The sequence below is a fragment of the Saccharopolyspora sp. NPDC000995 genome (assembly GCF_053599315.1).
Window position 1 is genome coordinate 35,642 of record NZ_JBSFLZ010000001.1, and the last position, 24,656, is coordinate 60,297.

At 68.0% G+C, this 24,656-nt stretch carries 25 protein-coding genes, 1 tRNA gene and 1 pseudogene; 13 read left to right on the top strand and 14 right to left on the bottom strand.

Features of this window, described 5'->3' with window-relative positions:
* Window positions 1-61: 61 nt before the first annotated feature.
* The gene (locus ACWDKQ_RS00205) at window positions 62-763 is read right to left on the bottom strand and encodes a dienelactone hydrolase family protein (protein ID WP_450136565.1); all 702 of its coding nucleotides are present in this window, start codon (window positions 761-763) and stop codon (window positions 62-64) included.
* 256 nt (window positions 764-1,019) lie between these two features.
* Between ACWDKQ_RS00205 and hisC the strand changes: the two genes are divergently transcribed.
* From hisC to ACWDKQ_RS00220, 3 genes are all read left to right on the top strand, one after another.
* Window positions 1,020-2,081, top strand: a complete 1,062-nt coding sequence (gene hisC, locus ACWDKQ_RS00210; RefSeq protein ID WP_450136566.1) for a histidinol-phosphate transaminase — start codon at window positions 1,020-1,022, stop codon at window positions 2,079-2,081.
* Between the two features lie 165 nt (window positions 2,082-2,246).
* Entirely contained in the window at window positions 2,247-2,615 is a 369-nt protein-coding gene (locus tag ACWDKQ_RS00215; protein WP_450136567.1) for a hypothetical protein, read from the top strand.
* A gap of 61 nt (window positions 2,616-2,676) precedes the next feature.
* Entirely contained in the window at window positions 2,677-2,841 is a 165-nt protein-coding gene (locus tag ACWDKQ_RS00220) for a hypothetical protein (protein WP_450136568.1), read from the top strand.
* A gap of 203 nt (window positions 2,842-3,044) precedes the next feature.
* On the opposite strand, the gene ACWDKQ_RS00225 is transcribed toward ACWDKQ_RS00220, so the two are convergent.
* The 7 genes from ACWDKQ_RS00225 to ACWDKQ_RS00255 form a co-directional block, all read right to left on the bottom strand.
* Window positions 3,045-3,596 (bottom strand): hypothetical protein, encoded by a 552-nt coding sequence (locus ACWDKQ_RS00225; RefSeq protein ID WP_450136569.1) that lies wholly within the window; start codon window positions 3,594-3,596, stop codon window positions 3,045-3,047.
* A 50-nt stretch (window positions 3,597-3,646) separates the two neighbouring features.
* Complete coding sequence (locus ACWDKQ_RS00230) at window positions 3,647-4,459, bottom strand: L,D-transpeptidase (protein ID WP_450136570.1); 813 nt, start codon at window positions 4,457-4,459, stop codon at window positions 3,647-3,649.
* Between the two features lie 330 nt (window positions 4,460-4,789).
* A complete protein-coding gene (locus tag ACWDKQ_RS00235; RefSeq protein WP_450136571.1) occupies window positions 4,790-5,347 on the bottom strand; it encodes a DUF4352 domain-containing protein in 558 nt (185 codons plus the stop codon).
* 170 nt (window positions 5,348-5,517) lie between these two features.
* On the bottom strand, window positions 5,518-6,216 hold the full coding sequence (locus ACWDKQ_RS00240; RefSeq protein ID WP_450136572.1) for an N-acetyltransferase family protein: 699 nt from the start codon (window positions 6,214-6,216) through the stop codon (window positions 5,518-5,520).
* 277 nt (window positions 6,217-6,493) lie between these two features.
* Window positions 6,494-7,264, bottom strand: a complete 771-nt coding sequence (locus ACWDKQ_RS00245) for an ABC transporter permease (RefSeq protein ID WP_450136573.1) — start codon at window positions 7,262-7,264, stop codon at window positions 6,494-6,496.
* Window positions 7,261-8,244, bottom strand: a complete 984-nt coding sequence (locus ACWDKQ_RS00250) for an ABC transporter ATP-binding protein (RefSeq protein ID WP_450136574.1) — start codon at window positions 8,242-8,244, stop codon at window positions 7,261-7,263. The genes ACWDKQ_RS00245 and ACWDKQ_RS00250 overlap by 4 nt, the downstream gene beginning before the upstream one ends.
* Window positions 8,228-8,701 (bottom strand): MarR family winged helix-turn-helix transcriptional regulator, encoded by a 474-nt coding sequence (locus tag ACWDKQ_RS00255; RefSeq protein WP_450136575.1) that lies wholly within the window; start codon window positions 8,699-8,701, stop codon window positions 8,228-8,230. The genes ACWDKQ_RS00250 and ACWDKQ_RS00255 overlap by 17 nt, the downstream gene beginning before the upstream one ends.
* Before the next feature lie 107 nt (window positions 8,702-8,808).
* Here ACWDKQ_RS00255 and ACWDKQ_RS00260 point away from each other — a divergent pair, with 107 nt between their 5' ends.
* Both ACWDKQ_RS00260 and ACWDKQ_RS00265 read left to right on the top strand, forming a co-directional pair.
* Window positions 8,809-9,285 (top strand): MarR family winged helix-turn-helix transcriptional regulator, encoded by a 477-nt coding sequence (locus ACWDKQ_RS00260; protein ID WP_450136770.1) that lies wholly within the window; start codon window positions 8,809-8,811, stop codon window positions 9,283-9,285.
* Between the two features lie 48 nt (window positions 9,286-9,333).
* Window positions 9,334-9,421: transfer RNA gene (locus ACWDKQ_RS00265), tRNA-Ser, on the top strand.
* A 246-nt stretch (window positions 9,422-9,667) separates the two neighbouring features.
* Here ACWDKQ_RS00265 and ACWDKQ_RS00270 read toward each other — a convergent pair.
* Window positions 9,668-9,790, bottom strand: a complete 123-nt coding sequence (locus ACWDKQ_RS00270) for a hypothetical protein (RefSeq protein WP_450136576.1) — start codon at window positions 9,788-9,790, stop codon at window positions 9,668-9,670.
* On the opposite strand from ACWDKQ_RS00270, the gene ACWDKQ_RS00275 reads away from it, so the two are divergent.
* Window positions 9,780-10,040: a hypothetical protein gene (locus ACWDKQ_RS00275; protein ID WP_450136577.1), complete on the top strand. Its 261-nt coding sequence runs from the start codon at window positions 9,780-9,782 to the stop codon at window positions 10,038-10,040. The two genes, ACWDKQ_RS00270 and ACWDKQ_RS00275, sit on opposite strands and share 11 nt — an antisense overlap.
* A 90-nt stretch (window positions 10,041-10,130) precedes the next feature.
* Here ACWDKQ_RS00275 and ACWDKQ_RS00280 read toward each other — a convergent pair whose 3' ends face one another.
* The 3 genes and pseudogenes from ACWDKQ_RS00280 to ACWDKQ_RS00290 form a co-directional block, all read right to left on the bottom strand.
* Window positions 10,131-11,225 (bottom strand): excalibur calcium-binding domain-containing protein, encoded by a 1,095-nt coding sequence (locus ACWDKQ_RS00280; protein WP_450136578.1) that lies wholly within the window; start codon window positions 11,223-11,225, stop codon window positions 10,131-10,133.
* Window positions 11,226-11,462: 237 nt separating this feature from the next.
* Window positions 11,463-12,296 (bottom strand): annotated as a pseudogene (locus tag ACWDKQ_RS00285) (endonuclease/exonuclease/phosphatase family protein); the annotation flags it as partial.
* A gap of 117 nt (window positions 12,297-12,413) precedes the next feature.
* Window positions 12,414-13,934, bottom strand: coding sequence for a M28 family peptidase (locus tag ACWDKQ_RS00290; RefSeq protein ID WP_450136579.1), 1,521 nt, complete (start codon window positions 13,932-13,934; stop codon window positions 12,414-12,416).
* Window positions 13,935-14,121: 187 nt separating this feature from the next.
* Here ACWDKQ_RS00290 and ACWDKQ_RS00295 point away from each other — a divergent pair, with 187 nt between their 5' ends.
* Window positions 14,122-15,099, top strand: coding sequence for an NAD(P)H-quinone oxidoreductase (locus ACWDKQ_RS00295; protein WP_450136580.1), 978 nt, complete (start codon window positions 14,122-14,124; stop codon window positions 15,097-15,099).
* Between the two features lie 184 nt (window positions 15,100-15,283).
* On the opposite strand, the gene ACWDKQ_RS00300 is transcribed toward ACWDKQ_RS00295, so the two are convergent.
* Window positions 15,284-16,483 (bottom strand): cysteine desulfurase-like protein, encoded by a 1,200-nt coding sequence (locus ACWDKQ_RS00300; RefSeq protein ID WP_450136581.1) that lies wholly within the window; start codon window positions 16,481-16,483, stop codon window positions 15,284-15,286.
* A 237-nt stretch (window positions 16,484-16,720) separates the two neighbouring features.
* Between ACWDKQ_RS00300 and ACWDKQ_RS00305 the strand changes: the two genes are divergently transcribed.
* The 6 genes from ACWDKQ_RS00305 (at window position 16,721) to ACWDKQ_RS00330 (ending at window position 24,088) form a co-directional block, all read left to right on the top strand.
* On the top strand, window positions 16,721-17,251 hold the full coding sequence (locus ACWDKQ_RS00305; protein WP_450136582.1) for a bacterial proteasome activator family protein: 531 nt from the start codon (window positions 16,721-16,723) through the stop codon (window positions 17,249-17,251).
* A gap of 100 nt (window positions 17,252-17,351) precedes the next feature.
* Window positions 17,352-18,215 carry a galactan export ABC transporter permease subunit Wzm/RfbD gene (gene wzm, locus ACWDKQ_RS00310; RefSeq protein WP_450136583.1) on the top strand — a complete coding sequence of 288 codons (864 nt, stop codon included), beginning with the start codon at window positions 17,352-17,354 and terminating at the stop codon, window positions 18,213-18,215.
* Between the two features lie 16 nt (window positions 18,216-18,231).
* A complete protein-coding gene (wzt, locus tag ACWDKQ_RS00315) occupies window positions 18,232-19,050 on the top strand; it encodes a galactan export ABC transporter ATP-binding subunit Wzt/RfbE (RefSeq protein WP_450136584.1) in 819 nt (272 codons plus the stop codon).
* Complete coding sequence (gene glfT1, locus ACWDKQ_RS00320) at window positions 19,047-19,961, top strand: galactofuranosyltransferase GlfT1 (protein ID WP_450136585.1); 915 nt, start codon at window positions 19,047-19,049, stop codon at window positions 19,959-19,961. The genes wzt and glfT1 overlap by 4 nt, the downstream gene beginning before the upstream one ends.
* A gap of 356 nt (window positions 19,962-20,317) precedes the next feature.
* Window positions 20,318-23,620, top strand: coding sequence for an arabinosyltransferase domain-containing protein (locus ACWDKQ_RS00325; protein WP_450136586.1), 3,303 nt, complete (start codon window positions 20,318-20,320; stop codon window positions 23,618-23,620).
* Between the two features lie 201 nt (window positions 23,621-23,821).
* The gene (locus ACWDKQ_RS00330) at window positions 23,822-24,088 is read left to right on the top strand and encodes a hypothetical protein (RefSeq protein ID WP_450136587.1); all 267 of its coding nucleotides are present in this window, start codon (window positions 23,822-23,824) and stop codon (window positions 24,086-24,088) included.
* A 66-nt stretch (window positions 24,089-24,154) separates the two neighbouring features.
* On the opposite strand, the gene ACWDKQ_RS00335 is transcribed toward ACWDKQ_RS00330, so the two are convergent.
* On the bottom strand, window positions 24,155-24,595 hold the full coding sequence (locus ACWDKQ_RS00335) for a GtrA family protein (RefSeq protein WP_450136588.1): 441 nt from the start codon (window positions 24,593-24,595) through the stop codon (window positions 24,155-24,157).
* Window positions 24,596-24,656: the final 61 nt, after the last annotated feature.

Here is a 24,656-nt window from a genome sequence, read left to right on the forward strand (position 1 = left end):
GACCCCCGTTCGCTAGGCTCCGGTGACGGTGAGCTGCTGGTTCTCCGCTGGTGACGCGCGGTCAGCGCAGGTGGAGGTCCAGCCAGTTGCGGGCTCGCTGCCACGCCTCCGCCGCCGCGTCCGCGTCGCGGTCGAACCGGTGCCCGGCTCCCGGGTAGCGGATCACGTCGGTCGCGGCCTGCGCGGTGTCGGTGACCTCCCGGAGCTTCTCGACCTCGCCGGGCTCCATCTCGTCGTCGTCGCCGTAGAGCCCGAGCCACGGGCAAGACAGCTCTCCGGCGATCTGCACCAGCGGCGGCACCGCCGCGGACAACGGCTCCAGGATGCCGCGCCCGCCGATGCTCACAGCGGCCCCCACGGTGCGGCTTGCCGCCACCACCAGCGCGGCCGAGCCGCCGATGTCGAAGCCGAGGACCCCCTGCCGGTCGGCCGGTACGCCCTGGTCGGACAGCCAGAGGAAGGACGCGTCGGTGTCGGCGAGGATCGCGTCTCCGGACAACCGTTGCACCTGATCATGCACGTGCTCGTCCGGCTGGTGGACGTGGAACTCGTCGGTTCCGTCGCGGTGGTAGAGATGTGGCGCTACGGTGAGCCAGCCCTCTTCGGCCAGGGAGCTGCACAGCTGGCGCACCCGCTCCGTGACGCCGCGGGCCTCGTGTAGGACGACGAGTCCACCGCGCACCACCGTGTCCGGTTCGGCGACGGTGAACCGGAGCTGGGTGCCATCGGTGAGCGCAAGCGTCTCGGTCCGGGTTTGGATCATGCCGTGCAGGTAATCACGCCGAAGTGAACACCAGTCAACGAATTCAACCGGTCGGACGACTGAAGTACACGGATGGCCGCCAAGACAAGCCATCAGACGGAACCGTCCGTCGCACCTGCCGCCGGGCAGGCGACGCCCCACCCGTCCCACCGCTCCAACGCGATGTTCGTCACCCGCTTCGCAAAATGACCCGTGCCCCCCTTTCCCCAGCAGGCGAGCTAACGTCCAGGTGACCCATCAGAGCTAGGAGTCGTAAATGACCGTGCGCACTCGTGCCGACCTCGACCAGCTACCCGCCTACGTCGCTGGTCGGACCATCCCCGGCTCGATCAAGCTGGCCAGCAACGAGGTTTCCGAAGGCCCGCTGCCCAGCGCGGTCGCGGCGATCAACCAGGCCGCCAGCGAGGTGCACCGCTACCCGGACATAGGCGTCGGGCGGCTGACCGAGGCGCTCGCGGCGCGGTTCGGGGTGGAGCCGGAGTGGATCGCCATCGGCTGCGGGTCGGTTGCGCTGTGCGAGCAGCTGGTGCAGGCCACCTGCACCGCCGACGACGAGGTCATCTTCCCGTGGCGGTCGTTCGAGGCGTATCCGATCATCGCGCAGGTCGTGGGCGCCAAGCAGGTCCGCGTGCCGCTGACCGCCGAGCACGCGCTGGACCTGGAGGCGATGCTCGCGGCGATCACCCCGGCCACCCGGCTGATGTTCGTGTGCACGCCGAACAACCCGACCGGCACCCTGCTGCGGCGGGCCGAACTCGAAGCCTTCCTGGACCGGGTGCCCTCGGACGTGCTGGTGGTGCTCGACGAGGCGTACTTCGAGTTCGTCACCGACCCGGACGGCCCGGACGGCGTCGAGATCGCGCGGACACGCGGCAACGTGGCCTCGATGCGGACCTTCTCCAAGGCCTACGGCCTCGCCGGACTGCGCGTCGGCTACACCGTGGCCCCGCCTGAGGTCGCCGCCGCGCTGCGCAAGGTCGCCATCCCCTTCAGCGTCAACGCCCTCGCCCAGGTCGCCGCGATCGCTTCGCTGGAAGCGCAAGACGAGTTGCGGAAGCGGTGCGCCAACGTGGTCGCCGAGCGGGAGCGGGTGCACCGCGAACTCGTGGCCGCCGGGTACGAGGTTCCCGAGACGCAGGCGAACTTCGTCTGGCTGCCGCTGGGTGAGCGCACCGCCGAGTTCAACGAGCACTGCCTGCAGAACAAGGTCGTGGTCCGCGCTTTCGCCGGCGAAGGCGCGAGAGTCACGATCGGACAGCCCGAGGAGAACGACGCTTTCCTGGCCGCAGCCCGCTCGTTCGGCCCAGCCACGCAGTGATCTTGCGGCGATTCGGTGCGCCCGGACTCTCGGGTGCATCGAATCGCGGAATGCTGCAGCGTATTTCCGCAAAACGTGCTCATTTGCCATTGTTCGCGCTATGAGCTCCCCGCATCCCACCGAATGCAGTGAGATCTGTGGGGCTACAAGTGAACTACTCGAAGGATGCCGCCTTTCGCAGCGGCTGCTGCTGGACTGCTGCGCGGCACGCCCCCTGGCCACGCGGCACCGGCACCGCCAGCCGATGTACCGCGGGATACATCGTGGTGGACGCCGATTCCGGCGAAACCGCGCTGCAACGCAGGCGAGCACGAGAAGTTCCGGTCGGCGTCGGTGGTGAAGCTGCTCGTCGCGATCGACTACCTGAAAACCTTGGATGGCAAGGCAACGGCCGAAGACAAGAAGCTGCTGGAGCCGATGCTGCGCTCCAGCAACGACGACGCGGCCAGCGCGCTCTGGTACGCGGCGTGCAGAAGGCCATCGTGGACCGGATGGCCGACGCGATCGGTCTGGACGACACCGGGCCCCGGTTGATCGCACCGGGCGAGGGCCGACGACCCGGGCGGCCGACGACATCGACCTGAAGCGGCCGGCCATGCACGTCACGGGCGCCTTCGGCGACGACGAGAAGATCACCGTCCTGTTCACTCTGGAGCCGGAGAAGACGACCTGGATCACGGCCGCCAAGCGGACGACGGCGTTGACCCAGGTGCTCCGACCGCATCAGCGGCTGACCGGTTTTCACGGGATGGCCCCGTAAACAGTGGTGGTGCCCTGCGAAGAGAGGGGGAGTACTTCGCCGGGCACCACCACCGGGGGTGTGGTTCGTTCGAGCCGGAACGACCACACGGAGTGCGTAATGATCTACGCAGCATCGGAATCTAGTGGTGATCAAACGGTGCGAGCCAGCCAGCGACTTAGGCATGCACTCGTTCGAGTGAAATAGACCAATCGGTCGGAGGGTCAGCCGGTCACCGGGTGGTGTCCGCGAACCGCGACCGGTGCTGGCGCGGTGGGCAGCGGCTTGGTGGCCGACACCTGCCTCGGCGGGGTCTGGACGGGGTCGCTCGGCCCGCCGGGGACGCCGGGCGCGCACTGGTCGCGCTCCGGTCCGCCCTGCCAGCCCTGCCCGCCGGGCCCACCCTGCCAGCCCGGTCCACCCTGCCAGCCCTGCCCGCCGTGCCAGCCGGATCCGCCCTGCCAGCCGGGCCCACTTGGCTTGCCCGATTCGCCCGATTCGCAGGGCCCGTCGGTGCCTGGCTTCCCGGGGACGGTTGGGTGGTCCACGATCGGCGCGTTGGTGCAGTCGTTGGCCTGCGGCGAGAGGATCGGCACCACCGCCCCGAGCACCCCGATGTTGTTGCCGCACAGCTGGATCGGCAACACGCTCAGGTTGTTGTCGTTGCCGATGTTGATGCCATCGTTGTCCGCACTGTCCGCGAACGCTGGCGCGGCGCCAGCCAGCAGTCCGGTGCCTGCGGCGAAAACTCCGGCGAGGCAAGCAGTCTTGCGCATTCGTAGCACTTCCTTTTCGGTGTACTTCGGGTACTTACCATCCACGGCGATCACCGCAGGTGGACGAGGGTGCCCAATGGCAGGGTGGACAGCAGGCGAAGCGCGTCGTCGGGTACGCGAACGCACCCGTCGCTGCTCGCCTGGCCGAACACCGCGGCGTCGGGCCATCCGTGCAGCGCGACCGTGCCCGGGCCACCGCCGTAGGTGCTGAAGGTGTCGGAGTGCGCGCCGAGCGGCAGGATGATCGGGCTGAACTTGGTGACGGTCTCCTCGATCGCCGCCATGATGAAGGTGCGGCCGCGCGGCGTCGGCGAACCCGGTGCGCCGACCCCGACGACCCACTCCCCGATCGCCGAGCCGCCCTCGCGCACCACGAGCCGACGCGCATCGATGTCGACGTCCACGACGTAGGGAGACCTCGCCCGCTCGACTTGATCGCCGGTGCGGACCCAACCGGTCGCACCATTGGGGCGCGACGGGAGCAGCACCTGCGCCCACGGGCCGTGTTCCGCGATCACCGGAACCCAGGTGGGGTTCTCCAGCTGGGTGGCGGGGAGCTTGGCGAACACGGCGCCGCCGGGTGCCTGGTGCACTGCGACATCCCGCTTGATGTGCAGCACGACCCCGCTGGTTTCCGCATTCGGCGCCGGATCCTGCGGCGCCTTGGGGAAGTTCGCGAAGGTGGTCGCGGAGGCTTGCATGCCGAGGTCGGCTTGCGCTATCGCGTGGGCCGGCTCGATCGGCGATGCGCCCGAGCATCCGCTGATGCCCAGGCAGAGCGCACCGAGCACGGCGGCAGCCGCCATCCGGACGCGGCGACCGGCGTGGTCGGGGCGTCTGGTACTCGTTGTGCGAGGCTTCATGATCAGCTCCTGGCCCGTTGGCGTACCTGTCGTCGGCAGCTCCGGCGAAGGCCGGGAAGCACCTGCAGCGGGCAGCCTGATTTGCGAGATCAAGTGCCGCCGGGACGCTAACGCGCACTCCGCGGCCACTGACGCGGACCGACCGGGTCCCGATCACCCGCATCTGCCGCTTGATCAGGGAAAACGGGCCAGGGAAACCGCGAGTTTGGAGTGTTACACAAAAGGTTATCGCTCGATCGTGTGCCGTTTTTACTTCTAATGAGCCACAAAAGGCCGGGGTGTCCGCGTCGAGGGGCAACTAGGACAACCCGGCCCAGGGGCCGTGCGGCTTCACTTCCAGCTGGCGAGTAGACCCAACGGCTTGCTGTTGAAGCCGGTCGGCGAGTACTCGACCGCCAGGCCGGAGGCGTCCTTCGGCACGTCGTAGATGATCTTCCCGGCGACCGGCTTGTCCTTGTCGGTCAGCAGCTCGATGAACGATCCGGAGATCTCCATCGAGGCGATGGCCGGCTCATACCGCTTGCCCTTGCCGTCGATGAGGGTGAACTCGTCCTCGCTGACGTTGCCAGCGACACCAGCAACCAATGCGGCCTCCGCGTCAACGACGATGTACTTGCCCTTCTCGGGATCGAAGTCCGTCTCCTCGGTGAAGTCCGTCGGGGCGCCGATGGTCAGCTTCAGCTTGGCGCCCCGGTCCGTATTGACCGTGACCGACTGGCCGAAGGCGACGCTCTGCGATCCGGTGGACTCGGACTCGCCGCTGCTCTGGCTGGTCTCGCTGCTGGACTTGGAGTCCCCGCCGCCGGAGGACTGCGGCTTAGCGCCGACGCCGCATCCGGCCAGGATGATCAACAGCGCCGCGGCTAACGGCGCAATCAGCCTCTTCAATTTTCCTCGCACGAAACATGTTCGGGTCCAATACGACGCGCGAACCTTCCCACAAGCCCCCAGACGGAACAACCGAATTCGCAAATGTCCTAGGGAGTGCCTGATCCGAACTCCGGATGAAGAACGCACCGAGCGCGAAAACCTCGCGAAAACCTTGCCATGACAAGGGTTTACGGCACCGGATCCAATTTTCGCTGCAGCAGCGCGGTACCGATCCAGCGGCCGAACTTGTGGCCTACCTCATGCAGCCGCCCGACCTCCTGGAAGCCGCATGCGCGGTGCAGCGCGACCGAGGAGTCGTCGCCGTCGTCGGTTATGACCGCGATCATCTGCGTCGACCCGGCCCGAGCGCTATCGGCCATCAGAGTGTTGAGCAAGGACTTCCCGAGGCCCCGCCCGGTCCACCCCGGCGCGAGGTAGACGGTGTCCTCGACAGTGTGCCGGTAGGCGGGCTTGGGGCGCCACGGCCCGGCGTAGCCGAAGCCGACCACCTCCGCGCCGATCTCGGCGACCAGGAACGGTAGCCCCCGGTCGGCCAGCGCGTCGAGCTTCAGCCGCCATTGCCCGACATCCGGCGGGATGGTCTCGAACGTCGCGGTGCTGCCTTCGACGTAGTGGGCGAAGATCTCGGCCACCGCGCCCAGATCCCCGTCGACAGCTCGCCGCACCTTTGTCATCACAGACCCTATTTCTCGATAGTGAAAATTCGCGGTTTCGTGCAGCAGTCGCGCCGTCTCGTCCACGGCGGAGGCGGCTGCGTTGAGGTGGTCGGCGTCGAGAACGCCTGCGCCGATTCGGAAAGCCAGGTCGTCCAACATCCACTGGGCCCGTCGGACCAACGTCGCGAGCCCCCTGGTGCGCCCGCTCATCGCGACACCAGAGGGGCGCGCCGGAGACCGCCGCGCTTCGGCGTCGCATCCGCCACAGGTTTCCCACAACCAAGCCAATTCCGAGTTGTGGCCGTGAGCCGCTGCCCGCACAAGGTCTGCACACCGGTCCCGCTCGGATACGCCAGCGCCCCGTCCGGCCAAGCGTCCAAACTCGCGTGCCGCGCCCCAGCAGCCGGAACCCACACCGATCCGGTGCAACTGCGCCAAGATCGGGTCGCGCAACGCTCCTGCCATGCCGGGGCACAGCACCCAGGCGTCAGTCGAGGGCTCGGCGGAGGAAGAACTTGATTCCGAGGGCTCCGAAGATCACCGTGGCCGTCAGCAGGGCCAGGACGCAGATCCAGGGCGGCATGTGCGGGACGTCCGGCAGGAGCGCTCCGCGCATGCCTTCGCTGACGTAGGTCAGCGGGTTGATCGCGCAGAGCACCTGGAACCAGCGGAGGTGTTCCAGCTGCGCCCACGGAAACTGGGTCGCCCCGGTGAACATCAGCGGCGCCAGGATCACCGCGAACATGATGTTGATGCGCCGTGGCGGCACCGCCGCACCCACCGTCAGGCCGACCGCCGCGCCAGACAGCGAGCCCAGGACCATGCACAGCAGCGCGAACGCCAGGCCGCCGAGGTTCCAGTTGATGTCCCCCAGCATCACCACCCCGATCGGCACCATCAGCACCGCCGCCAGCAGCCCCCGCAGCGCGCCGAACAGCATCTTCTCCACCGCCACCCAGCTGATCGGCAGCGGTGCCAGCAGCCGGTCCTCGATCTCCCGGGAGAACGAGAAGTCCAGCACCAGAGGGAACGAAGTGTTCTGCAGCGACACCACGAACGCGTTGAGCGCGATCACGCCCGGCAGCAGGATCTGCGCGTAGCCGGACTGGGCGTAGCCGAGCTCGCTGAGCACCTTGCCGAAAATGAACAGCAGCGCCACCGGCTGCACCAGCACCTGCGCCAGGAAGCTCGGGAGCTCCCGACCGGTCACGAACACGTCGCGGCCCAGCACCGCGGTGAATGCACGGACAGGACTCATCGCAGTTCCCTCCCGGTCAGGTCGATGAAGACGTCTTCCAGCGTCGCCGATCCCAGCGACAGGTCGCGGACCGAAACCCGTTGCTCGTGCAGCGTTTGCGCGACCGGACCGAGCAGCGCGGCAGGCTCCTCGCCCACGTACAGGCGCAGGCGCAGCTCGGCTTCCCCTGCCTGGTTGGTGCTGGTACCGATCTGCTCGACCCGCTGCACACCGTCCACATCGGCTAAGAACTCGGCGACCCTGGCCGGGTCGTAGCCGTTGGTCCGCAGCGTGGCGTCCACCGTGCCGCTGCCCGGCAGCGACTTGATCAGCGCCTCGGGTGTGTCCAGCGTCAGCAGCTTGCCGTGGTCGACGACGCCGACCCGGTCGGACAGCTTCTCCGCCTCGTCCATGTCGTGGGTGGTGAGCATGACCGTCACGCCCTCGGATCGCAGGTCGTTGATGCGGTCGTGGACGAACAGCCGGGCCTGCGGGTCGAGCCCGGTGGACGGCTCGTCCAGGAACAGCACCTCGGGCTTGTGGATCAGCGCGCGGGCGATCATCAGCCGCTGCGCCTGCCCGCCGGAGAGGTCGTCGACGCGGGCTTTCGCCTTCTCCCCCAAGCCCATCCGGTCGAGCAGCTCATCGGCGAGCCGCTGCCGCTCGCTGCGGGCGACGCCGTGGTAGGCGGCGTGCCAGATGAGGTTCTGGCGGGCGTTCAACGATCGGTCAAGGTTGACCCGTTGCGGAACGACCGCCACCTTGCTCCGGGCCGCGACCGGATCGGCCACCACGTCGACCCCCGCGACACGGGCGGTTCCGCTTGTCAGCAGGACCCTGGTGGTCAGGATGCCGACGGTGGTGGTCTTGCCGGCGCCGTTCGGGCCGAGCAGCCCGAAGATCTCCCCCGCTTTCACCTCGAAGCTGAGCCCGTCCACCGCGTTGTTCTTGGCCTTCGGGTAGCGCTTGACCAGCTCGGTCACTTCAACCGCTGTGGTCACATCCGCCTTCTTTCTCGTTCAGACCGCTCAGGATCGCGAGCAGGTACTTACGGATCAGGGCGTCTTCGGCCGGACTGGCGCCGGGGTCGATCCGCCGGAACTCCGCGCGAACCCCCCGCCACGCGTCGCCCAGCGCCGACCGCCCCGCCGAGGTGATGCGCAGCCGGACCACGCGCCGGTCGACGGTGTCGCGCTGCCTGGTCAGCAACCCGTCGGCCTCCAGGGCATCGATGACCGGGGTCAGCGTCGCCGGGCGCACCCAGCAGCTCTCGGCCACCTCGCGGTGCGTTCGGCCCTCCCGTTCGTCGATCGCCGTGAGCGCCAGCAGCGCCGTCTGGCTCAGGGCGGTGCTTCGCGCCACCGCTTGCTCCCAGTACTGCGACAGCCGCCGACCGGTCAGCCCCACCAACCGGTTCAGCGGCATGCGCTGCGGGTCTCGTTCCAGGAAACCGGACACGACCCGATCGTACTCGAATTGAATGGTTAGGAGGCAAATTGTTTTTCCGTACGCCCGAACCTGCACCAGTACCGTCAACCTGCCGGTAACCTGGCCGCGTGACCGAGGTGACCGAGGTGACCGAGCAGCGAACCAAGTGGCTGGGCGAGCGCGAAATGGCATCCTGGCGCGCTTACATCGTCGGCAGCGCGCTGCTGGAGTACCGGCTCAACCGCGAACTGCAGCTCGCCCACGGACTCTCGATCGCGGACTACGAAATCCTGGTCAGCCTGTCCGAACAACCCGGCCAGCGGATGCGGATGAGCGAACTGGCCAGCCAGATCGCGCACTCCAAGAGCCGGATCTCGCACCAGATCCGCCGCCTGGAATCGGCCGGGCTGGTCCGCCGGAACGAATGCCCCAGCGACGGCCGAGGCGTGCTCGCGGTGCTCACCGACGAGGGGCTGGCGAAGCTGCGCGAAGCCGCGCCCACGCACGTCGCGGGCGTCCGAGCGCACATGATCAACCTGCTGGAACCCGACGAGATGAAAGTCTTGGGCGCAGTTTTCGAGCGGCTGACGACCCGTCTGCGTGGCTTGGACTGACCCGACCGGCTGTAGGCGGATCTTCGCGGGTTGGCTACGCTGCGGCATGGAAGCGTGGCAGAGCGGCCGAATGCACTCGCCTTGAAAGCGAGCGTCGCGAGAGCGACCGGGGGTTCGAATCCCCCCGCTTCCGCCATACCGCCCCTGACCTGCAACAACGTAGGCCAGGGGCGATCTTGTGAGTACTGAGCTGAGCAAGCACGGCGCTCGCAGAACGCTCGCCTGGTGACATTTCGACACCAGGATGGAGATCATGAAAGGCCAAGACAAGTACGCGCCCGGCCGAGTGGGGAACGTTGATGCGGGAGTACCGCCGTTCCCCTTGAAGCCGACGGTGGAGCTACTTCGACCACCGCAAAGTCGCACCGGTATCGCAGGGAATTCACCGGCCAACCACGTCGCACGACAGTCGGTGCAGTGGTCGGCCGAGCAGAAAGAGATCGCCCACCGCCTGGTCGCGCTCGCCCAGCAGCATGCCAACGGCGATATCGGCATTGGCGGTCACCGAGGATCGCGACCGACTCTTCGGCGGCTGGCCCTTGCTGAAAGCCGATACCGGTTACAACTCCGCCGACCCGAACGTGTTGCAGGCCCACGCCAACGCCGACCAGACCGCCGAACGGCGCACGGTGGTTCTGCCCGAGATCGTGCTGCGCGGCGACACCGACCCCGGTTCGACGTCGGCGACGACGTTCGCGTCGTGCTGCCGCTCGACGAATTCGACCGGCACGGCATCGATACTCGAATGCGGCTGATCGACCTCGTCGTCGAACCCGACGAAGACACAGACACGGAGAAAACCGCCACCACCCTCGCCGGGCTCCTCGACATCGCTTAGCGGCTGGTCAGGATTCGCACGCGACCCCGTCGCCGTCTCGGTCCAGCTTCGACGAATAACCGGGATCACCCCGATGCAGCGGTGCCACACCTGCAGCTTTCGCGGCCTTGCAGCTCGGGTAGTAGGCCACCGGGGACTGCCCACTGTCGCCCTCCGGCGAAGGCTCCGGCTCCGGCTCCGGCTCCGGCTCCGACCGCAGTTGCGGTTGCGGCTCGGGTGCCAGCGGCGGAGGTGGCGGTGCCAGTCGAAGCGCCCCGAAACACGGGGCTCCCCACAACCCCACCTGCGCATTCCGCGCGTTCGTTTCCGCTTGGGAAAGCTCGCCGATCAGCGCGGCAGGCGCATTCACGGACAAGCGGGCGAAGCCCTGTTCCAGCGCGAGACGCGAGTAGTTCGCTCCGTCAGAAAGGAAGATTGCCGCAGCTTGCTCATCCGGCGCGCCAGGTTGCCACGCCGAGTCGAGCTGGACCCGCACGGTCTGCCCCAAGAGCGTCTTCTCAGTAAAGGCTTCCGCTTCCGTGCCCCAGCATTCGGGGTCAGCACCCGTGGTCGGGCTGTCAACTCCGGCGATCCGAATTTGCTGAGCTGCTTGCCCTGCGATCTGGACACTGACTCGGTCAGCATCGAGAACTCCGCGCACGACCGCTTCCGGCGGAAGCTGCACACGTGGGGTCTGCGATGCCGATGGAGGCAGTTGCGATGTAGAAGGCGGCACCGTGCTGTTGGCGGGCGTCGCCTGGTTCGTTTGCGCTGGTACTGGCGGGAGGAGTGCGCTGAACAGCACGATAGTGATCAGCGACCCGAGAACGCACGCCACGGAGATCAAGGGCCCCCGAGCTCCTCGACGGACCGGTGGCGCCTGCGCCGGAATGACTTGCGGGTAACGGCCCGCAGCAGGCGGTACGGGTGTAGCCCGCCAGTACCACCACAGCCCGATCGCAACCCACAACGAGATCGGCCAAAGGCACATCGTCAACAATCCGACCACTAACCAGGGCCAGATGGTGCGTCCCGCTGCTTTCTGCTGCCACAAGATAATGCTCATAGCGACGGTTGCTGCCATCCCGACCAGCATGATGATGCCCGCGATCACCAAAACCATCCTTTTTCGTAATTGCCATCAAGCAACAGATCGCACCTTCCCGAATTTCGTTACTGCCAGAAATTTGTTGATCGCCCTATGGCGCCATCGCTCGTGGCACGGCCGAAACCGGAAGGTAGATCATGTTTGTTCACCGCCCGACAACTGTGCTCGACCAGATCACCGCGCTGCGGCGCGAGATCGCCGCTGTCCGCCGCACCAGCTGTATCGGCGGCGGGGCCGATCTCCGATGGATTTGACGAACCGGGCGCCCGGCGCGAGTCCGCCGAATGCGCCCGTGTCGTCGTAGATGTAGTCGGCTCGGCCCGGCGTGACGTAGTCCGCCCAGAAGCGGATCTCGTCCTGGTTGCGCAGGCCGTTTCGGTCCTCGGGGCCGTCGAAGCTCGGCGGCGTCGGATGCGAGGTCAGGAAGTGCACGGTCCGCCCGCCGACGTCGATCGGCAGGTCCCAGTGCGTTTTCGACGACAGCCGCTGGAATTCCAGCTCCTCCGGCGAATACCAGTCCGCGAGCTGCGGCGTCGCCGGGTCGTCCGGCAGCCGCGCGCCCGGCATGTCCGCCCACCGGAACCTCTGGAACGTGCGAGCCCCGCCGATCGGGTACTTCGACAGCACCACCATCCCGTACTGGCCGGGGAACGCGCCGAAACCGTACGCGTCACCGGGACCGCCGGTGATGCCGTCGTTGTCGAGGTCCATCCGGGAAGGCGCGCCGGTGTTCACCGGGGCGGTGTAGGCGTACGGGTAGTCGATCGGGTCTGCACCGCCCTGGCTCCGCGCCAGGTAGTTGGCCCGGAAGGCGCCGACCGCTGCGCCGCCCTCGACGTAGTCGAACTCGTTGAGCAGCAGGACATCCGGGCGGATGCGTTGCGCGACCTCCGCGACCTCAGCCGCCTGCGGATCGCCCGATGTGGATAGATCTGCGAGCAGCTCGCCCTGGGTGGCGCGGTTGAGGGAAGCGTTGAACGTCGCGAAGCGCACCGGCTCCGCCGCGTCGGCGGTGGGGGCGGCGACCGCGAGAACGGCACGTTTCACGACATCTCCTTCGGTCGCCTGCACAATCCTCTCCGCCATCCACCCCGTCCGGTGACTCCTTCCGCGATTTCAATGGAAATCGGACCTCTGATCTCCATTGAAATCGCGGACCACCGGGAACGGGGCGGGGCGCCCCGTTCCACTGATTCCGGCCCGTCAGGCGATGTTGTGGTGGCCTGACTTGGTCTTCGCCGGGGCGGCGTGGGTCTGCGCCAGCATCGGGGCCTGCACGGCGCGCAGCTGCGCTCGCTGGGCACGGGTTTGCATACCGTTCACCGCCTCGGTGCTCTGCGCGTAGCCTTCGACGACGTTCGCGAGGGCCGTGACGTTGCGCGCCAGCGCGACCCGATCCACGTTGGCCAGGTTGTCCTTCGCCGAGTGGTAGTTCGGGTCGAAGGCGACATTCGCAGTGCCGCCCCACTTCGCCGCCTGCGCCTCGGACTTCAGCTCCTCGACGCCGGTGTTCAGGCCGCCGGCCGGGATGCCGCTCGCGATGAACTCGCCGTAGTCCGAACGACCGTCGAAGTCATCGCCCTCGACCTCGATGCCCTGCGCGGCCATCGCGTTGACGAGGTCCTGCTCGATCTGCCCCGAGCCCTGCGGGCCCGGCCCGGCGCCGACGCCGTCGGAGTCGTCGCCGTCGTAGGCGAAGTAGCCGGCGTTCGGCGAGCCGATCATGTCGAAGTTCAGGTACAGGGCGATGTCGAGCTGCTGCTCGAAGCTCAGGCTCTGCACGTACTTCGTGGACCCGACCAGGCCGGACTCCTCCGCGCCCCAGAAGGCGAAACGGACGGCGTTGTTGACCTTCGGGCTACCGCCCAACCGCAGCGCCGTCTCCAGGATGCCCGCGGAGCCGGTGCCGTTGTCGTTGATGCCGGGGCCTTCCGCAACGCTGTCCAGGTGCGCGCCCGCCAGCACGACGTTGTCGGCGCGACCGGTGCGGGTCTGCGCGATGATGTTGCGGGTGGTGACAGTCTCCAGGCGGGCCTGGACATCCAGCTTCACCTCGGCGTCGGCCTGCCCGGTGAGCGCCTCGCCGACCTGCTTCGTGACGCCCGCGGTCGGGATCTTCGCAGCTTCCGGGTCGCCCAGCGTGCCGTTGAGCGGACCGTCCGCGTTGTTGTAGATGATCGCGCCCGCGGCCCCGCGCTCGCCGGCCACCTGCGCCTTCTGCGCGAACGTGCAGGCACCGCGCCGGATCAGCACGACCTTGCCGGTGATGTCCGCGCCGTCGTAGTCCGTGGCTTCGCAGCCCGGCGTGTCGTCGACTGGGACGACCGCCAGCGGCGCGGTGATGCCGCCCTGCGGGGTTGCCGGGGAATACTCTAGGGCGTCACCCTCGACCGGCTGCCCGGCCACCGCCAGGTTGAACGAGTCCAGGTAGTAGGCCTGGTAGGTGAACTCCGGCGTGGTGACGTCGAAGTCCGCGTCGCGGAGCTTGCCGGCCACGTAGTCGACGCTCGCCTCGTAGCCCGGCAGACCGGACGCGCGGTTCCCGCCGTTCTGGTCGGCGATCCGCTGCAACGCGATCAGGTGGCGGTTCACAGCATTGCCGTTGATTCTCGAGCCGAGATCGGCCGGTGCCGCGCTCGCCGGGGTGACGGTCAACAACGCGACCGCGCACATCGCGGCGAGAGCTGCCGCAGAACGCCTGGGTGTGATGGTTCGCAAACTCATCATGCTCCCCGCTTCGGGTGGACTTTGTGTTGGCAAGCCTTGAGATGATCACTGCGTGAAGTCAAGCCTGCACCAAGAAGAATTGAAAAGCAGGGACAAATTCCCATTTTTACCGCGTTGACCGATCTTCTATCACCCCGCCGGACCACGCGCTGCGAAGCGTTCCGGGCGGACTACCGTCCAGGGCATGTACGCGATCTCGATTCGTGAGCCGGGCGAACCGGATGTGCTGGAGTGGACTGAGCAACCCGACCCGCAGCCGGGTCCGGGCGACGTGCTCATCGACGTCGCCGCGAGCGCGGTCAACCGCGCGGACCTGAGCCAGCGGGAGGGCAACTACCCGCCGCCGAAGGGCGCCAGCACCATCCTGGGGCTGGAATGTTCAGGCACCATCGCCGAAATCGGCGATGGCGTGACCGGTTGGCAGGTCGGCGACGAGGTGTGCGCGCTGCTCGCGGGTGGGGGCTACGCCGAGCGCGTCGCGGTGCCCGCCGCGCAGGTGCTGCCCAAGCCCGCCGGGGTGGACCTCGTCGAGGCCGCCGGGTTGCCCGAGGTCACCTGCACCGTGTGGGCCAACGTGGTGATGGAGGCCGGGCTCCGGAGTGGACAGTTGCTGCTGGTGCACGGTGGGGCCGGCGGCATCGGGACCTGCGCGATCCAGATCGCCAAGGCACTCGGCGCGCGCGTGGCGGCGACCGCCGGATCGGCCGAGAGCCGCCAGCTGTGCGCGGACCTGGGCGCGGACCCGGTCATCAACTACCGGGACGAGGACTTCGTCGCGATCGTCAAGGAACTCGGCGGGGCGGATGTCATCCTTGACAACATGGGCGCGTCCTATTTGGACCGGAACCTGTCCGCGCTGGCGCCCGACGGGCATTTGGCCGTCATCGGCATGCAGGGCGGCCGGAAGGCCGAACTCGACCTGGGGAAGATGCTGGTCAAACGGCTGCGGCTGTCGGTGCTCGGGCTCCGCGGTCGGCCAGTCGGGGGCCCGCAGGGCAAGGCTGCGATCGTCGCCGACGTGCGGGAGCGGCTGTGGCCGCACGTCGAGGCGGGCGAAGTGCGGACGCTGGTGCACGAGCGGGTGCCGCTGTCGGAGGCGGCGCGAGCGCACGCGACGCTGGAAGCGGGCGACGTCCGCGGCAAGATCCTCCTCGTCCGCTGAAAGCAAAATTTCCGCTGTTCACCGGCTCATGAGTGTGTTGCGTCGCCGTAGCGGCCCGAGGAAACACAGCGCATGCTTCGAGTTGGAGCGAACGGACCGTTTGCGCCGGTAGAGGCGGCTAGTAGGCCGTTCGCTCCACCCTCGCAACCGGTACCGCGATGCGGATGCGCCGGGATTTCGTACTTCAGCCGAGTTCGGCGACCGCCCGGACGAGCTGGTCAACCTCGGAGGCGTTGGTGTAGTGGGCCAGTCCGACGCGAACCGCGCCGCCGACCTCGCCGACGCCGAGCACCGCGAATACCCCGTGCATGCCCGGATCCTCGAACGCGCACACCCCGCGCTCCGCGAGGTGCTCGACCGCTTCCTCCGCCTTGACGCCATTGACCGTGAACGCCGTCGACGGGACCCGGCGCATCGCGTCGCCGATCACCATCACGTGCCGCATCTTCCGCAGCCCGTTGGTCAGGTTCGCCAGCAACCCCGCTTGGTACGACTTCACCGAGCCCAGCGAAGTCAGCAGGCGCTCCCGGCGCGGCCCGACCGCCGCATCGTCGAGCCCCGCCAGGTAGTCCACCGACGCCACCAACCCGGCCAGCAGCGGGTACGCGTGCGGGCCGAGTTCCAACCGCTGCGGTCCGCGCGCGCCGGACTCCAGGGCCACCGACGGCAACTGGTCGAGCATCGCCGGGTTCTTGAACACGAGCGCACCCACCGGCGGCCCGCCCCACGCCGACGCGTTCACCACCACCACGTCGGCGCCCATCGCTGTGATGTCAAGCGGCACGAACGGCGCCGCGGCTGCGGCGTCCACGACCACCAGCGCACCGTGCTCCGCCGCGGCGTCCGCCGCCTGCCGCACGTCCGGCCGAGTGCCCACCGCCCCGGACGCGGCGGTGATCGCGACGACCTTCGTCCGCGGGGTGACCAGCTCCTGGTACTGCCAGGTGGGCAGCTCGCAGGTCTCGATGTCGACCTCGGCCCACCGCACCGTGGTTCCGGAGCGCTGTGCCGCCCGCTGCCACGGCGCGACGTTGGCCGGGTGGTCCAACCGGGAGACGACAACGTCGTCACCGATCATCCAGCCGTCACCGAGCGCATCGGCGAGCCGCTGCAGCAGCACGGCGGAGTTCGGCCCGAGCACCACCCCGGCCGGGTTCGCGCCGATGAGGTCAGCAATAGCGCGACGGGCGGCTTCCACGATCGCCTCGGCGCGCTGCGATGCGGGGAATATCCCGCCCGGACCGGATACCGGGGCCCGCAGCGCAGTCGACGCCGCGGTCGCCACTTGTTCAGGAACCTGCATGCCTGCCGGGGCGTCCAGGTGCACCCACCCGTCGCCGAGCGCGGGGAAGAGCCCGCGAACCGCCGCGACGTCGAACGCCATGGGGCACACGTTACGTATGGGGCCACCCGAACTCGCCCCCGGGTGGCAGATATCGCATCACTCGCGCGAAGACGCTTGCAAGCTCACCCTGCGTAGCGGCGCGGTTGGCCGAACCTCAGCCGCCGCCCGGACCCCGGCACCCTAATTCGCGCAAGGTCAGATCTCAGGGTCTGGACCCGCGGGCCGCAGCGCTGCCCCGGGATTTCGAATCTTGTAGCGACAAGCCAGGATGGAGACATGACCCACGATCCGAGTGAGGGCAGGCCGCAGGTGTTCGTCGTCGGCGAGGACGGCAAGCCGATCGGTGCCGCCATGAACGCCGACGACCAGCCGGAGCGCGGCGAGGACATCAACGACCTGGTCGAACAGCCGGCCAAGGTGATGCGCATCGGCACCATGATCAAGCAGTTGCTGGAGGAGGTCCGGGCGGCACCTCTGGACGAGGCCAGCCGCAGCCGCCTCAAGGAGATCCACCAGTCCTCGATCCGCGAGCTGGAGCAGGGCCTCGCCCCGGAGCTCATCGAGGAGCTGGAGCGGCTGTCGCTGCCGTTCGCCCAGGAGACGACGCCGTCCGAGTCCGAGCTGCGGATCGCGCAGGCCCAGCTAGTCGGCTGGCTGGAGGGCCTGTTCCACGGCCTGCAGACGGCGCTGTTCGCCCAGCAGATGGCGGCCCGGGCCCAGCTGGAGCAGATGCGCCGAGGCCTGCCCGTGGGCAGCAGCGGCGAAGCCGAAACCGGCCACAACCGGGACATCGGTCAATACCTGTGACGCTCCGTGGAGGCGTCGCGCCCTACGTCAGACGGGCGCGACGCCGTCGAGTGATGCCCTCACCCGGGGGGCACACTCGTGGTCGGTACTCTGACGCACTGTGCAGTCCACGAGCACGCTAGACCGACCTGAAGCCCCTCCCGAGACTTCGTCGCAGACCTGGCGTAAAGCCTTCAAGGACATCGGCGATGCCTTCGGGCAGCGACAGCTGTGGGCACACCTCGGCTGGCAGGACATCAAGCAGCGCTACCGACGCTCCGTCATCGGCCCGCTGTGGATAACCATCAGCATGGCTGTGACGTGCACCGCACTCGGTTTGCTGTACTCGCAGCTGTTCAACCAGCAACTCTCGGTGCACTTGCCGTACCTAGCCGTGGGTTTCATCATCTGGGGCTTCATCGGCAACTGCATCAACGAAGGCTCCGAGGTCTTCATCTCGAACGAGGGCCTGATCAAGCAGTTGCCCGCCCCGGTCACGATCCACGTGCTCCGGTTGTTGTGGCGACAGGTGCTCTTCTTCGCGCACAACCTCGTCGTCTACTTCGTGCTGCTGCTGATCTTCCCGAAGCCGCTCACGCTGGTCTCGCTGCTGGCGATCCCGGCGTTCGCCGTGCTGGCGCTCAACGGCGCCTGGGTGATCCTCGTGGTGGGCACGATCTCGACCCGCTTCCGGGACATCCCGCCGGTGACGCAGAGCGTCGTCCAGCTGATGTTCTTCATGACGCCGATCGTGTGGAACTACGACGAGTTCAAGACGAACCCGAACCCCGCGATCGCGGAACGCGCCCAACTGGCCGAGATCAACCCGTTCATGCACTTCCTGGAGATCATCCGGCAGCCGATGCTCGGCTCCCCCATCGCGTGGCACCACTGGCTGGTGGTCGGCGTGATCACCGTTGTGGGCTGGGCGTTGGCCCTGATTGTGCTGCGCAATTACCGTGCCCGTGTCTCCTACTGGGTCTGAGTGAGGCCGAACAACCGTGGTCAGCATTGACGTCTGGAATGCAGCGGTCGACTTCCCGATCTTCGACGCGAAGTCTCGCTCGCTGAAGAAGGCCGTGCTCGGCAAGGCGGGCGGCAAGATCGGCACCGACAGCCGGGTACCGATCATCGAAGCGCTGCACGACATCGACCTATCGCTGCGGCACGGCGACCGGGTCGCCCTCGTCGGACACAACGGGGCGGGCAAGTCGACGCTGCTGCGCCTGCTCAGCGGCATCTACGAACCCACCCGCGGCAGCGCGCGGGTGATCGGCAAGGTCGCACCGGTGTTCGATCTTGGTGTCGGCATGGACCCGGAGATCTCCGGATACGAGAACATCATCATCCGCGGCCTCTTCCTCGGCATGAGCCGTAAGGAGATGGAGAAGCGAATCGACGAGATCGCCGAGTTCACCGAGCTCGGCGACTACCTGGCGATGCCGCTGCGCACCTACTCCACCGGTATGCGGGTGCGGCTGGCGCTGGGCGTCGTGACCTCGATCGACCCAGAGATCCTGATCCTCGACGAGGGCATCGGCGCAGTTGACGCCGAGTTCCTGGAGAAGGCGCGGGACCGGCTCAACAACCTCGTCAAGCGATCGGGCATCCTGGTCTTCGCCTCGCACTCCGACGAGTTCCTGATCGAGCTGTGCAGCACCGCCATCTGGATGGACAAGGGCGGGATGCGGGAGCAGGGATCGCTGCGCGAAGTGCTGACGCACTACAAGGGATACGACCCCTTCGAGCACCTCAGTGAGGAAACCCTGGCTCGGATCGGCGAATCCGCGGCCACGATCGGGAGCAAAGAAGGCTCATGAGCACCGACTCCGCACAGCAGCTGCCGGCCGGGTCCGTAGTCGCGGTGATCGTCACCAGGCACCGTCGCGAGCTGCTGGCCGAGTCCCTGAAAGTCATCGGGAGCCAGACGAGGCTGCCCGATCACCTGGTGGTGGTCGACAACGGTCCGGACCAGCCCGCGCAGGACGTGGTGGCGGACTGCCCGATCCCGTCGACCTACCTGGTCTCGCAGCGCAACCTCGGCGGCGCCGGCGGCTTCGCGCTCGGCATGCTGCACGCTCTGTCGCTGGGTGCGGAGTGGGTGTGGCTGGGCGACGATGACGGCCGCCCCGCCGACGAGCACGCGCTCGCGACGCTGCTGGAGGTCGCCAAGCAGCGGCGGCTGGCCGCGGTGTCGCCGGTGGTGGTCAACATCGACACCCCGGACAAGCTGGCGTTCCCGCTGCGCCGCGGCCTGACCTGGAAGCGCCGGGTCAGCGAGCTCGGCGACGGCGACTTCCTGCCGGGCATCGCGTCGCTGTTCAACGGCGCGCTGTTCCGCGCCTCGACGCTGGACGTGGTGGGAGTGCCGGACTACCGGCTGTTCTTCCGCGGCGACGAGGTGGAGGTGCACCGCCGGGTGGTGCGCTCCGGGCTGCCGTTCGGCACCACACTGCGCACCCGGTTCCTGCACCCGGACGGTTCGGCGGAGTTCAAGCCGATGCTGGGCGGTCGGTTCCACGCCCAGGACCCGTCGGACGCGGCGAAGCGCTACTACACCTACCGCAACCGCGGTTACCTGCTGTCGCAGCCGGGGATGCGCAAGATCGGTGCGCTGGAAGTGCTCCGCTTCGGCCTGTACTTCGTGGGGCAGAAGCGCGACCTGAAGGCATTCAAGGAATGGCTGCGCCTGCTCCGCCAAGGCCAACAGGAAAAGTTCTACCGCCGCTGACGAAAGCATGGATCAACTCGTTTTGCGTGGCGGTGCGGGTAGCGGAACCTCAGCGGTCGTCTCGCATGCGAGATCCCAGACTTCCAATACGCGGCATCGGGGCTGTCCTCGCGAGACGACCGCTGAGAGCCCGCGGCGGTGCAAAAGAGAAAGCCGCCTTCGCCGCTTGCCTGACGCGCCAGCGCGGCCGGATAGCTTTTGGGCCCGGCCGAATTGGTCACCGCGTTGTCACGGGACGCTGAGAACGGCCTGAGAGCTTCCTGAGATCGCAGCTCACGGCGTTGCATGAAGTGTTCATTTGCACACCCGTCGAATGCCGCGAAAGGGCACGGACCAGCAACTACTATCCTCGGCCCGTGCTCAGTGGCCAGGAGGAAAGCCGCCGAACGGACGATGCTTCGGCGGATACCGAGACGAATCGCCGACAACCGTCGGCCAAGCGGTTGAAGCTGTTCGCGACGGTCTTCGGGCTGCTCGGCACGGTGCTCGCATTGGCCGTGCCGTTCCTTCCGGTCAACTACAACATCACGACCCTGAAGTGGCCGACGGCGGAAGGCACCAAGTCGGTGTCGGCACCGTTGGTCAGCTATTCCCCGGTGTGGCTGGACGCCGAGTTCCCCTGCACGGCCGTGCGCAGCCTGGACGCCCGCACCGACGGCCCGGCCACGCTGCTGAGCACGAACCCGCCGTCGTCGGACTACGGCAAGCTGACCGGCCTCACGCTGCAGGTCGACAACGGCCACCTGACGATGCTGACCAAGGGTCAGCAGGTGGGCACGGTGCCGCTGCCCGCGGGCGACTGCTCGTTCTCGCTGCACTCCGACGCCTTCGGCACCACGGCCAGCGTCGGCACCGAGCCGCTGGCGAATCTCCGCGGCGACCAGCGCCCGCAGCTGACCGGCATCTACTCCGGCCTCAACGACGGCATCGACGACGTGCGCGGCGTGTCCTTCGAGGCTCGCGTCGACAACCGCTACGAGAGCCAGGCGACCACGCTCAAGCTCTCGGTGATCGCGCTCGCGGTGCTGGCGTTCGTCGGCTCGCTGATCTGCCTGCGGCGGCTGGACGTGCGGGCCGGTCGCCGCCCGCCGAAGTGGGCCCCGGCCGGCTGGTGGAAGCCGACGTTCCGCGACGTTTCGGTGATCGGCGCACTGGCCGTCTGGTGGGTCATCGGTGCGATGACCTCGGACGACGGCTACATCCTGACCATCGCGCGGGCGCGCGAGAGCTTCGGTTACATCAGCAACTACTTCCGCTGGTTCGGCGTGCCCGAGGCGCCGTTCGGCTGGTTCTACGAGCTGTACGCGCTGTGGGTGCAGGTGTCGACGGCGACACCGTGGGTGCGGTTGCCCGCGCTGCTGATGGGCATCGTGAGCTGGCTACTGATCAGCCGCGAGGTGCTGCCGCGGCTCGGCCAGCAGGTGCGGCGCAGCAACGCCGCCGGCTGGGCCGCCGCCGCGGTGTTCCTGGCGTTCTGGCTGCCCTATGACAACGGCCTGCGGCCCGAGCCGGTCGTGGTGCTGTTCTCGCTGCTGGCGCTCTGCGCGGTCGAGCGCTCGGTGGCCACCGGGCGGCTGATGCCCGCCGCGCTGGGGCTGGTCGTCGCGGCGCTGTCGGTCGGCGCGAACCCGCACGGCATGGTGTCCGTGCTGCCGTTCGTGGCGGCGCTGAAGCCGCTGTTCCGGCTGGTGCGCAAGCGGGCGCAGGAGTTCGGCTGGGTGCCGGTGCTGGCCCCGATCACGGCCTCCGGGTTCGTGATCCTGACATTGGTGTTTTCCGACCAGACCTGGCAGTCGGTCGTGGACGCCACCGCACTGCGCACCGAACTCGGCCCGAGCCAGAGCTGGTACGAGGAGCTCAGCCGCTACAACCTGCTGTTCAGCCAGACGCCAGACGGCTCGATGACCCGCCGGTTCCCGGTGCTGCTGGTCATGCTGTGCCTGACGACCTGCGCCGTGGTGCTGCTGCGGCGGGGCCGCATCCGGGGCGCGGCGCTCGGCCCGAGCCGACGGCTGCTCGCGGTCACCGCGCTGTCCTTCGTGGTGCTGGTCCTGACCCCCACCAAGTGGTCGCACCACTTCGGCATTTTCGCCGCGTTCGGCGGCGCGCTGGCCGCGCTGACGGCGCTGGCCACGAGCAGCACCGTGCTGCGGTCCAAGCGCAACCGCGCGGCGTTCGTCGCGATGCTCATGGTGATCCTGGCGTTCGCGGCCACCGGACCCAACGCCTGGTGGTACGTCTCGGGGTGGGGTGTGCCCTGGTTCAACATGCCGCCGCAGATCAGCGGCCACGAACTGAGCACGGTCTTCCTGGGCATCGCCGGGATCGCGCTGATCGTCGCGTTCATCGAGCACCTGCGCATCGACGAGAACAACCCGAAGGTCGTCGACGAGCGCTTCGGCCGCGAGGAGAAGCGCAGCCGCGCGCTGCGGCTTGGCACCGCGCCGCTGTCGATCCTGTGCGCGCTGCTGGTGCTGTTCGAGCTCGCCAACTTCGGCAAGGTCATCCAGAAGCAGTGGGGCAGCTACAGCCTCGGCGCGGACAACATCAAGCAGATCGTCGGCTCCAGCTGCGGGCTGTCCGACTACGTCTACGTGGAGACGAACCCGCAGTCCGGCATGCTGCGGGTGTCCGGCGGCCAGCCGGGCAAGGCGGCGCTGTCGGAGGACAAGGACATCGGCGTCCCGCCGAAGCGCCTGGAGGGCAAGGAAGACGCCGACCAGTACCTGCGGGCCAAGATGGTCGGCTTCAACCGACCCGGACTGCCGCCCGGCGACGGCTCCGACATGCAGGAACCCAACTGGAAGCCGCCGCACCAGTTCGGCAACGACAACGCGCCGGTGTGGGGCAGCTACGACGCGGCCGGCGTCGGCACCGGTGAGCTGCGCACCCAGTGGTACGACCTGCCGGATCGGGCGAAGACCGGCGAGGTGCCGGTGGTGCTATCGCTGGCCGGCGCGGAGCTGGGCGCGAACTCGGTGGCGCTGGAGTTCGGCCACGACACCGACAACGGCTTCCTGATCACCGAGCGCAAGTACGTGGTGCAGCAGCCGGGTCCGGCGTGGCGGGACTTCCGGTTCACCCTCGGCGGCAAGTCCGAAGGCGCCACCAAGATGCGGGTAGTGGCCACCGACAACTCGCTGGGGCCAAACGGCTGGGTCGCGGTGAGCGCGCCGCGGGCGCCGCAGCTGGTGAACATGACCGACTTCGTCGGGGACCAGCCGACGTTCGTGGAGTGGACCGCCGCCCTGGTGAACCCGTGCCTGCAGCTGCCGAGCGTGCACCACGGCATCGCTGAGATCCCGAAGTTCCGGGTGGCGGCCGGCGCCGAGGCGCGCGACATCGGGCAGGGCTGGTCGTCGCCGGACGCGGGCGGGCCGTTCGGCTGGCTCAACGTGGCAACCAGCATGCGGGAGCTGCCGACCTACCTGAAGAACAACATCCACCGGGATTGGGGCTCGCTGTACGCGGTCGACCCGTACGAGCCGGACGCGCTGCCCGCACAGGCGGCGATGGACGTGCACGATGAGACGCACTGGGGCACTTGGACGCCGGGTCCGCTGTCGAAGACGGTGCACCTGCCGGGCGACGTCCCCAACAGCGACGACCGCAACGACGTCAAGGCCTTCGAACCGCCGGAGGAAGAACCCGAGCAGTGATCTGGTCGCGGACGCCCCTCGTCGTTCTCGGATCGCCGCCGGGAGGTGCTGGGGTACGCCTTGAGCGAAAACGGCCGGTGGGCGGGGGTTACGGGGTCCGCTGAGGGTGAAATCCGGTGCCGGGACGGCCGGTACGTGCTGCGCTGGGCAGAGAAGTCCTTGCGGCGCAAGGAACCCGTCACCCTGCGATTGGGAGATCCGATGCCCGAAACGCGACCCGGACTCGTGCTGCACCTCGCCGGCGTCAGCCAGCCGCTGCACATCGCGCTGGCCCCGGCCGAGGCCGATGCGCTCGGCGACGTGCTCGCCGACCTGATGTCCAACGGCCAGACGAAGTCGCTCGCGACCGCCGACGGCGGCCGCTTCGCGGTGAACTTCGCGCACGTGGCCACGGCGCACGTCGAGACGACCCGCTCCGACGCCAACGCCTACGGTGCCCCGGCCCGAGGCACCGGCTTCCGCAACTGACGCCACCTCGGCGGGGCACCGGTTTCTCTCCACGGGGAGCCGGGCGGCGACTGGGACCCTTGTGGGTCATTCGCGGAAGACGACCCACTTGAGCATCACGAAGTTGATCAGCGTGCCCAGGCCCTGCCCGGCGATCCAGCAGACTGTGATCATCCACGGGGTTCCTTCGGCGCCCGTGAGCATGACCAGCAGCTGGTTGGTGCCCCAGTTCACGAAGAACGTGACGATGTAGACGAGGGCGAAGGCACCGGCCTTCGCCCTCGTGTTCCCGGTGCTCGCACCGTGGAAGGTGAGCTTCCGGTTGATCACGTATGACGCGGAAGTTCCGAGGACGAAGCTGATCCCCCTGGACAGCCACACCGGCCAACCGAACACGCCCAACATCAGCGAGTAGGTGCCGAAGTCGATGATCGCGCAGCCGCCGCCGATGACGATGAAGCGGAACAGCTGGTTCAAGACGCCTAGCCGCTTCGGTTCGGTCTGGGCTGCGGGTTCGGCCACGGCCACTGGTTCACCTCGGGATCCGACGACAGGGCATTCGGCACCTGGGGCACCCGGCTAGACGCCG

Excerpts from the sequence above, each read along its gene's own strand:
- ACWDKQ_RS00205 (WP_450136565.1), bottom strand. The coding sequence starts at position 763 with ATGATCCAAACCCGGACCGAGACGCTTGCGCTCACCGATGGCACCCAG.
- hisC (WP_450136566.1), top strand. The coding sequence starts at position 1,020 with ATGACCGTGCGCACTCGTGCCGACCTCGACCAGCTACCCGCCTACGTC.
- ACWDKQ_RS00215 (WP_450136567.1), top strand. The coding sequence starts at position 2,247 with ATGCCGCCTTTCGCAGCGGCTGCTGCTGGACTGCTGCGCGGCACGCCC.
- ACWDKQ_RS00220 (WP_450136568.1), top strand. The coding sequence starts at position 2,677 with ATGCACGTCACGGGCGCCTTCGGCGACGACGAGAAGATCACCGTCCTG.
- ACWDKQ_RS00225 (WP_450136569.1), bottom strand. The coding sequence starts at position 3,596 with ATGCGCAAGACTGCTTGCCTCGCCGGAGTTTTCGCCGCAGGCACCGGA.
- ACWDKQ_RS00230 (WP_450136570.1), bottom strand. The coding sequence starts at position 4,459 with ATGAAGCCTCGCACAACGAGTACCAGACGCCCCGACCACGCCGGTCGC.
- ACWDKQ_RS00240 (WP_450136572.1), bottom strand. The coding sequence starts at position 6,216 with ATGAGCGGGCGCACCAGGGGGCTCGCGACGTTGGTCCGACGGGCCCAG.
- ACWDKQ_RS00245 (WP_450136573.1), bottom strand. The coding sequence starts at position 7,264 with ATGAGTCCTGTCCGTGCATTCACCGCGGTGCTGGGCCGCGACGTGTTC.
- ACWDKQ_RS00280 (WP_450136578.1), bottom strand. The coding sequence starts at position 11,225 with ATGGTTTTGGTGATCGCGGGCATCATCATGCTGGTCGGGATGGCAGCA.
- ACWDKQ_RS00290 (WP_450136579.1), bottom strand. The coding sequence starts at position 13,934 with ATGAGTTTGCGAACCATCACACCCAGGCGTTCTGCGGCAGCTCTCGCC.
- ACWDKQ_RS00295 (WP_450136580.1), top strand. The coding sequence starts at position 14,122 with ATGTACGCGATCTCGATTCGTGAGCCGGGCGAACCGGATGTGCTGGAG.
- ACWDKQ_RS00300 (WP_450136581.1), bottom strand. The coding sequence starts at position 16,483 with ATGGCGTTCGACGTCGCGGCGGTTCGCGGGCTCTTCCCCGCGCTCGGC.
- ACWDKQ_RS00305 (WP_450136582.1), top strand. The coding sequence starts at position 16,721 with ATGACCCACGATCCGAGTGAGGGCAGGCCGCAGGTGTTCGTCGTCGGC.
- glfT1 (WP_450136585.1), top strand. The coding sequence starts at position 19,047 with ATGAGCACCGACTCCGCACAGCAGCTGCCGGCCGGGTCCGTAGTCGCG.
- ACWDKQ_RS00330 (WP_450136587.1), top strand. The coding sequence starts at position 23,822 with ATGCCCGAAACGCGACCCGGACTCGTGCTGCACCTCGCCGGCGTCAGC.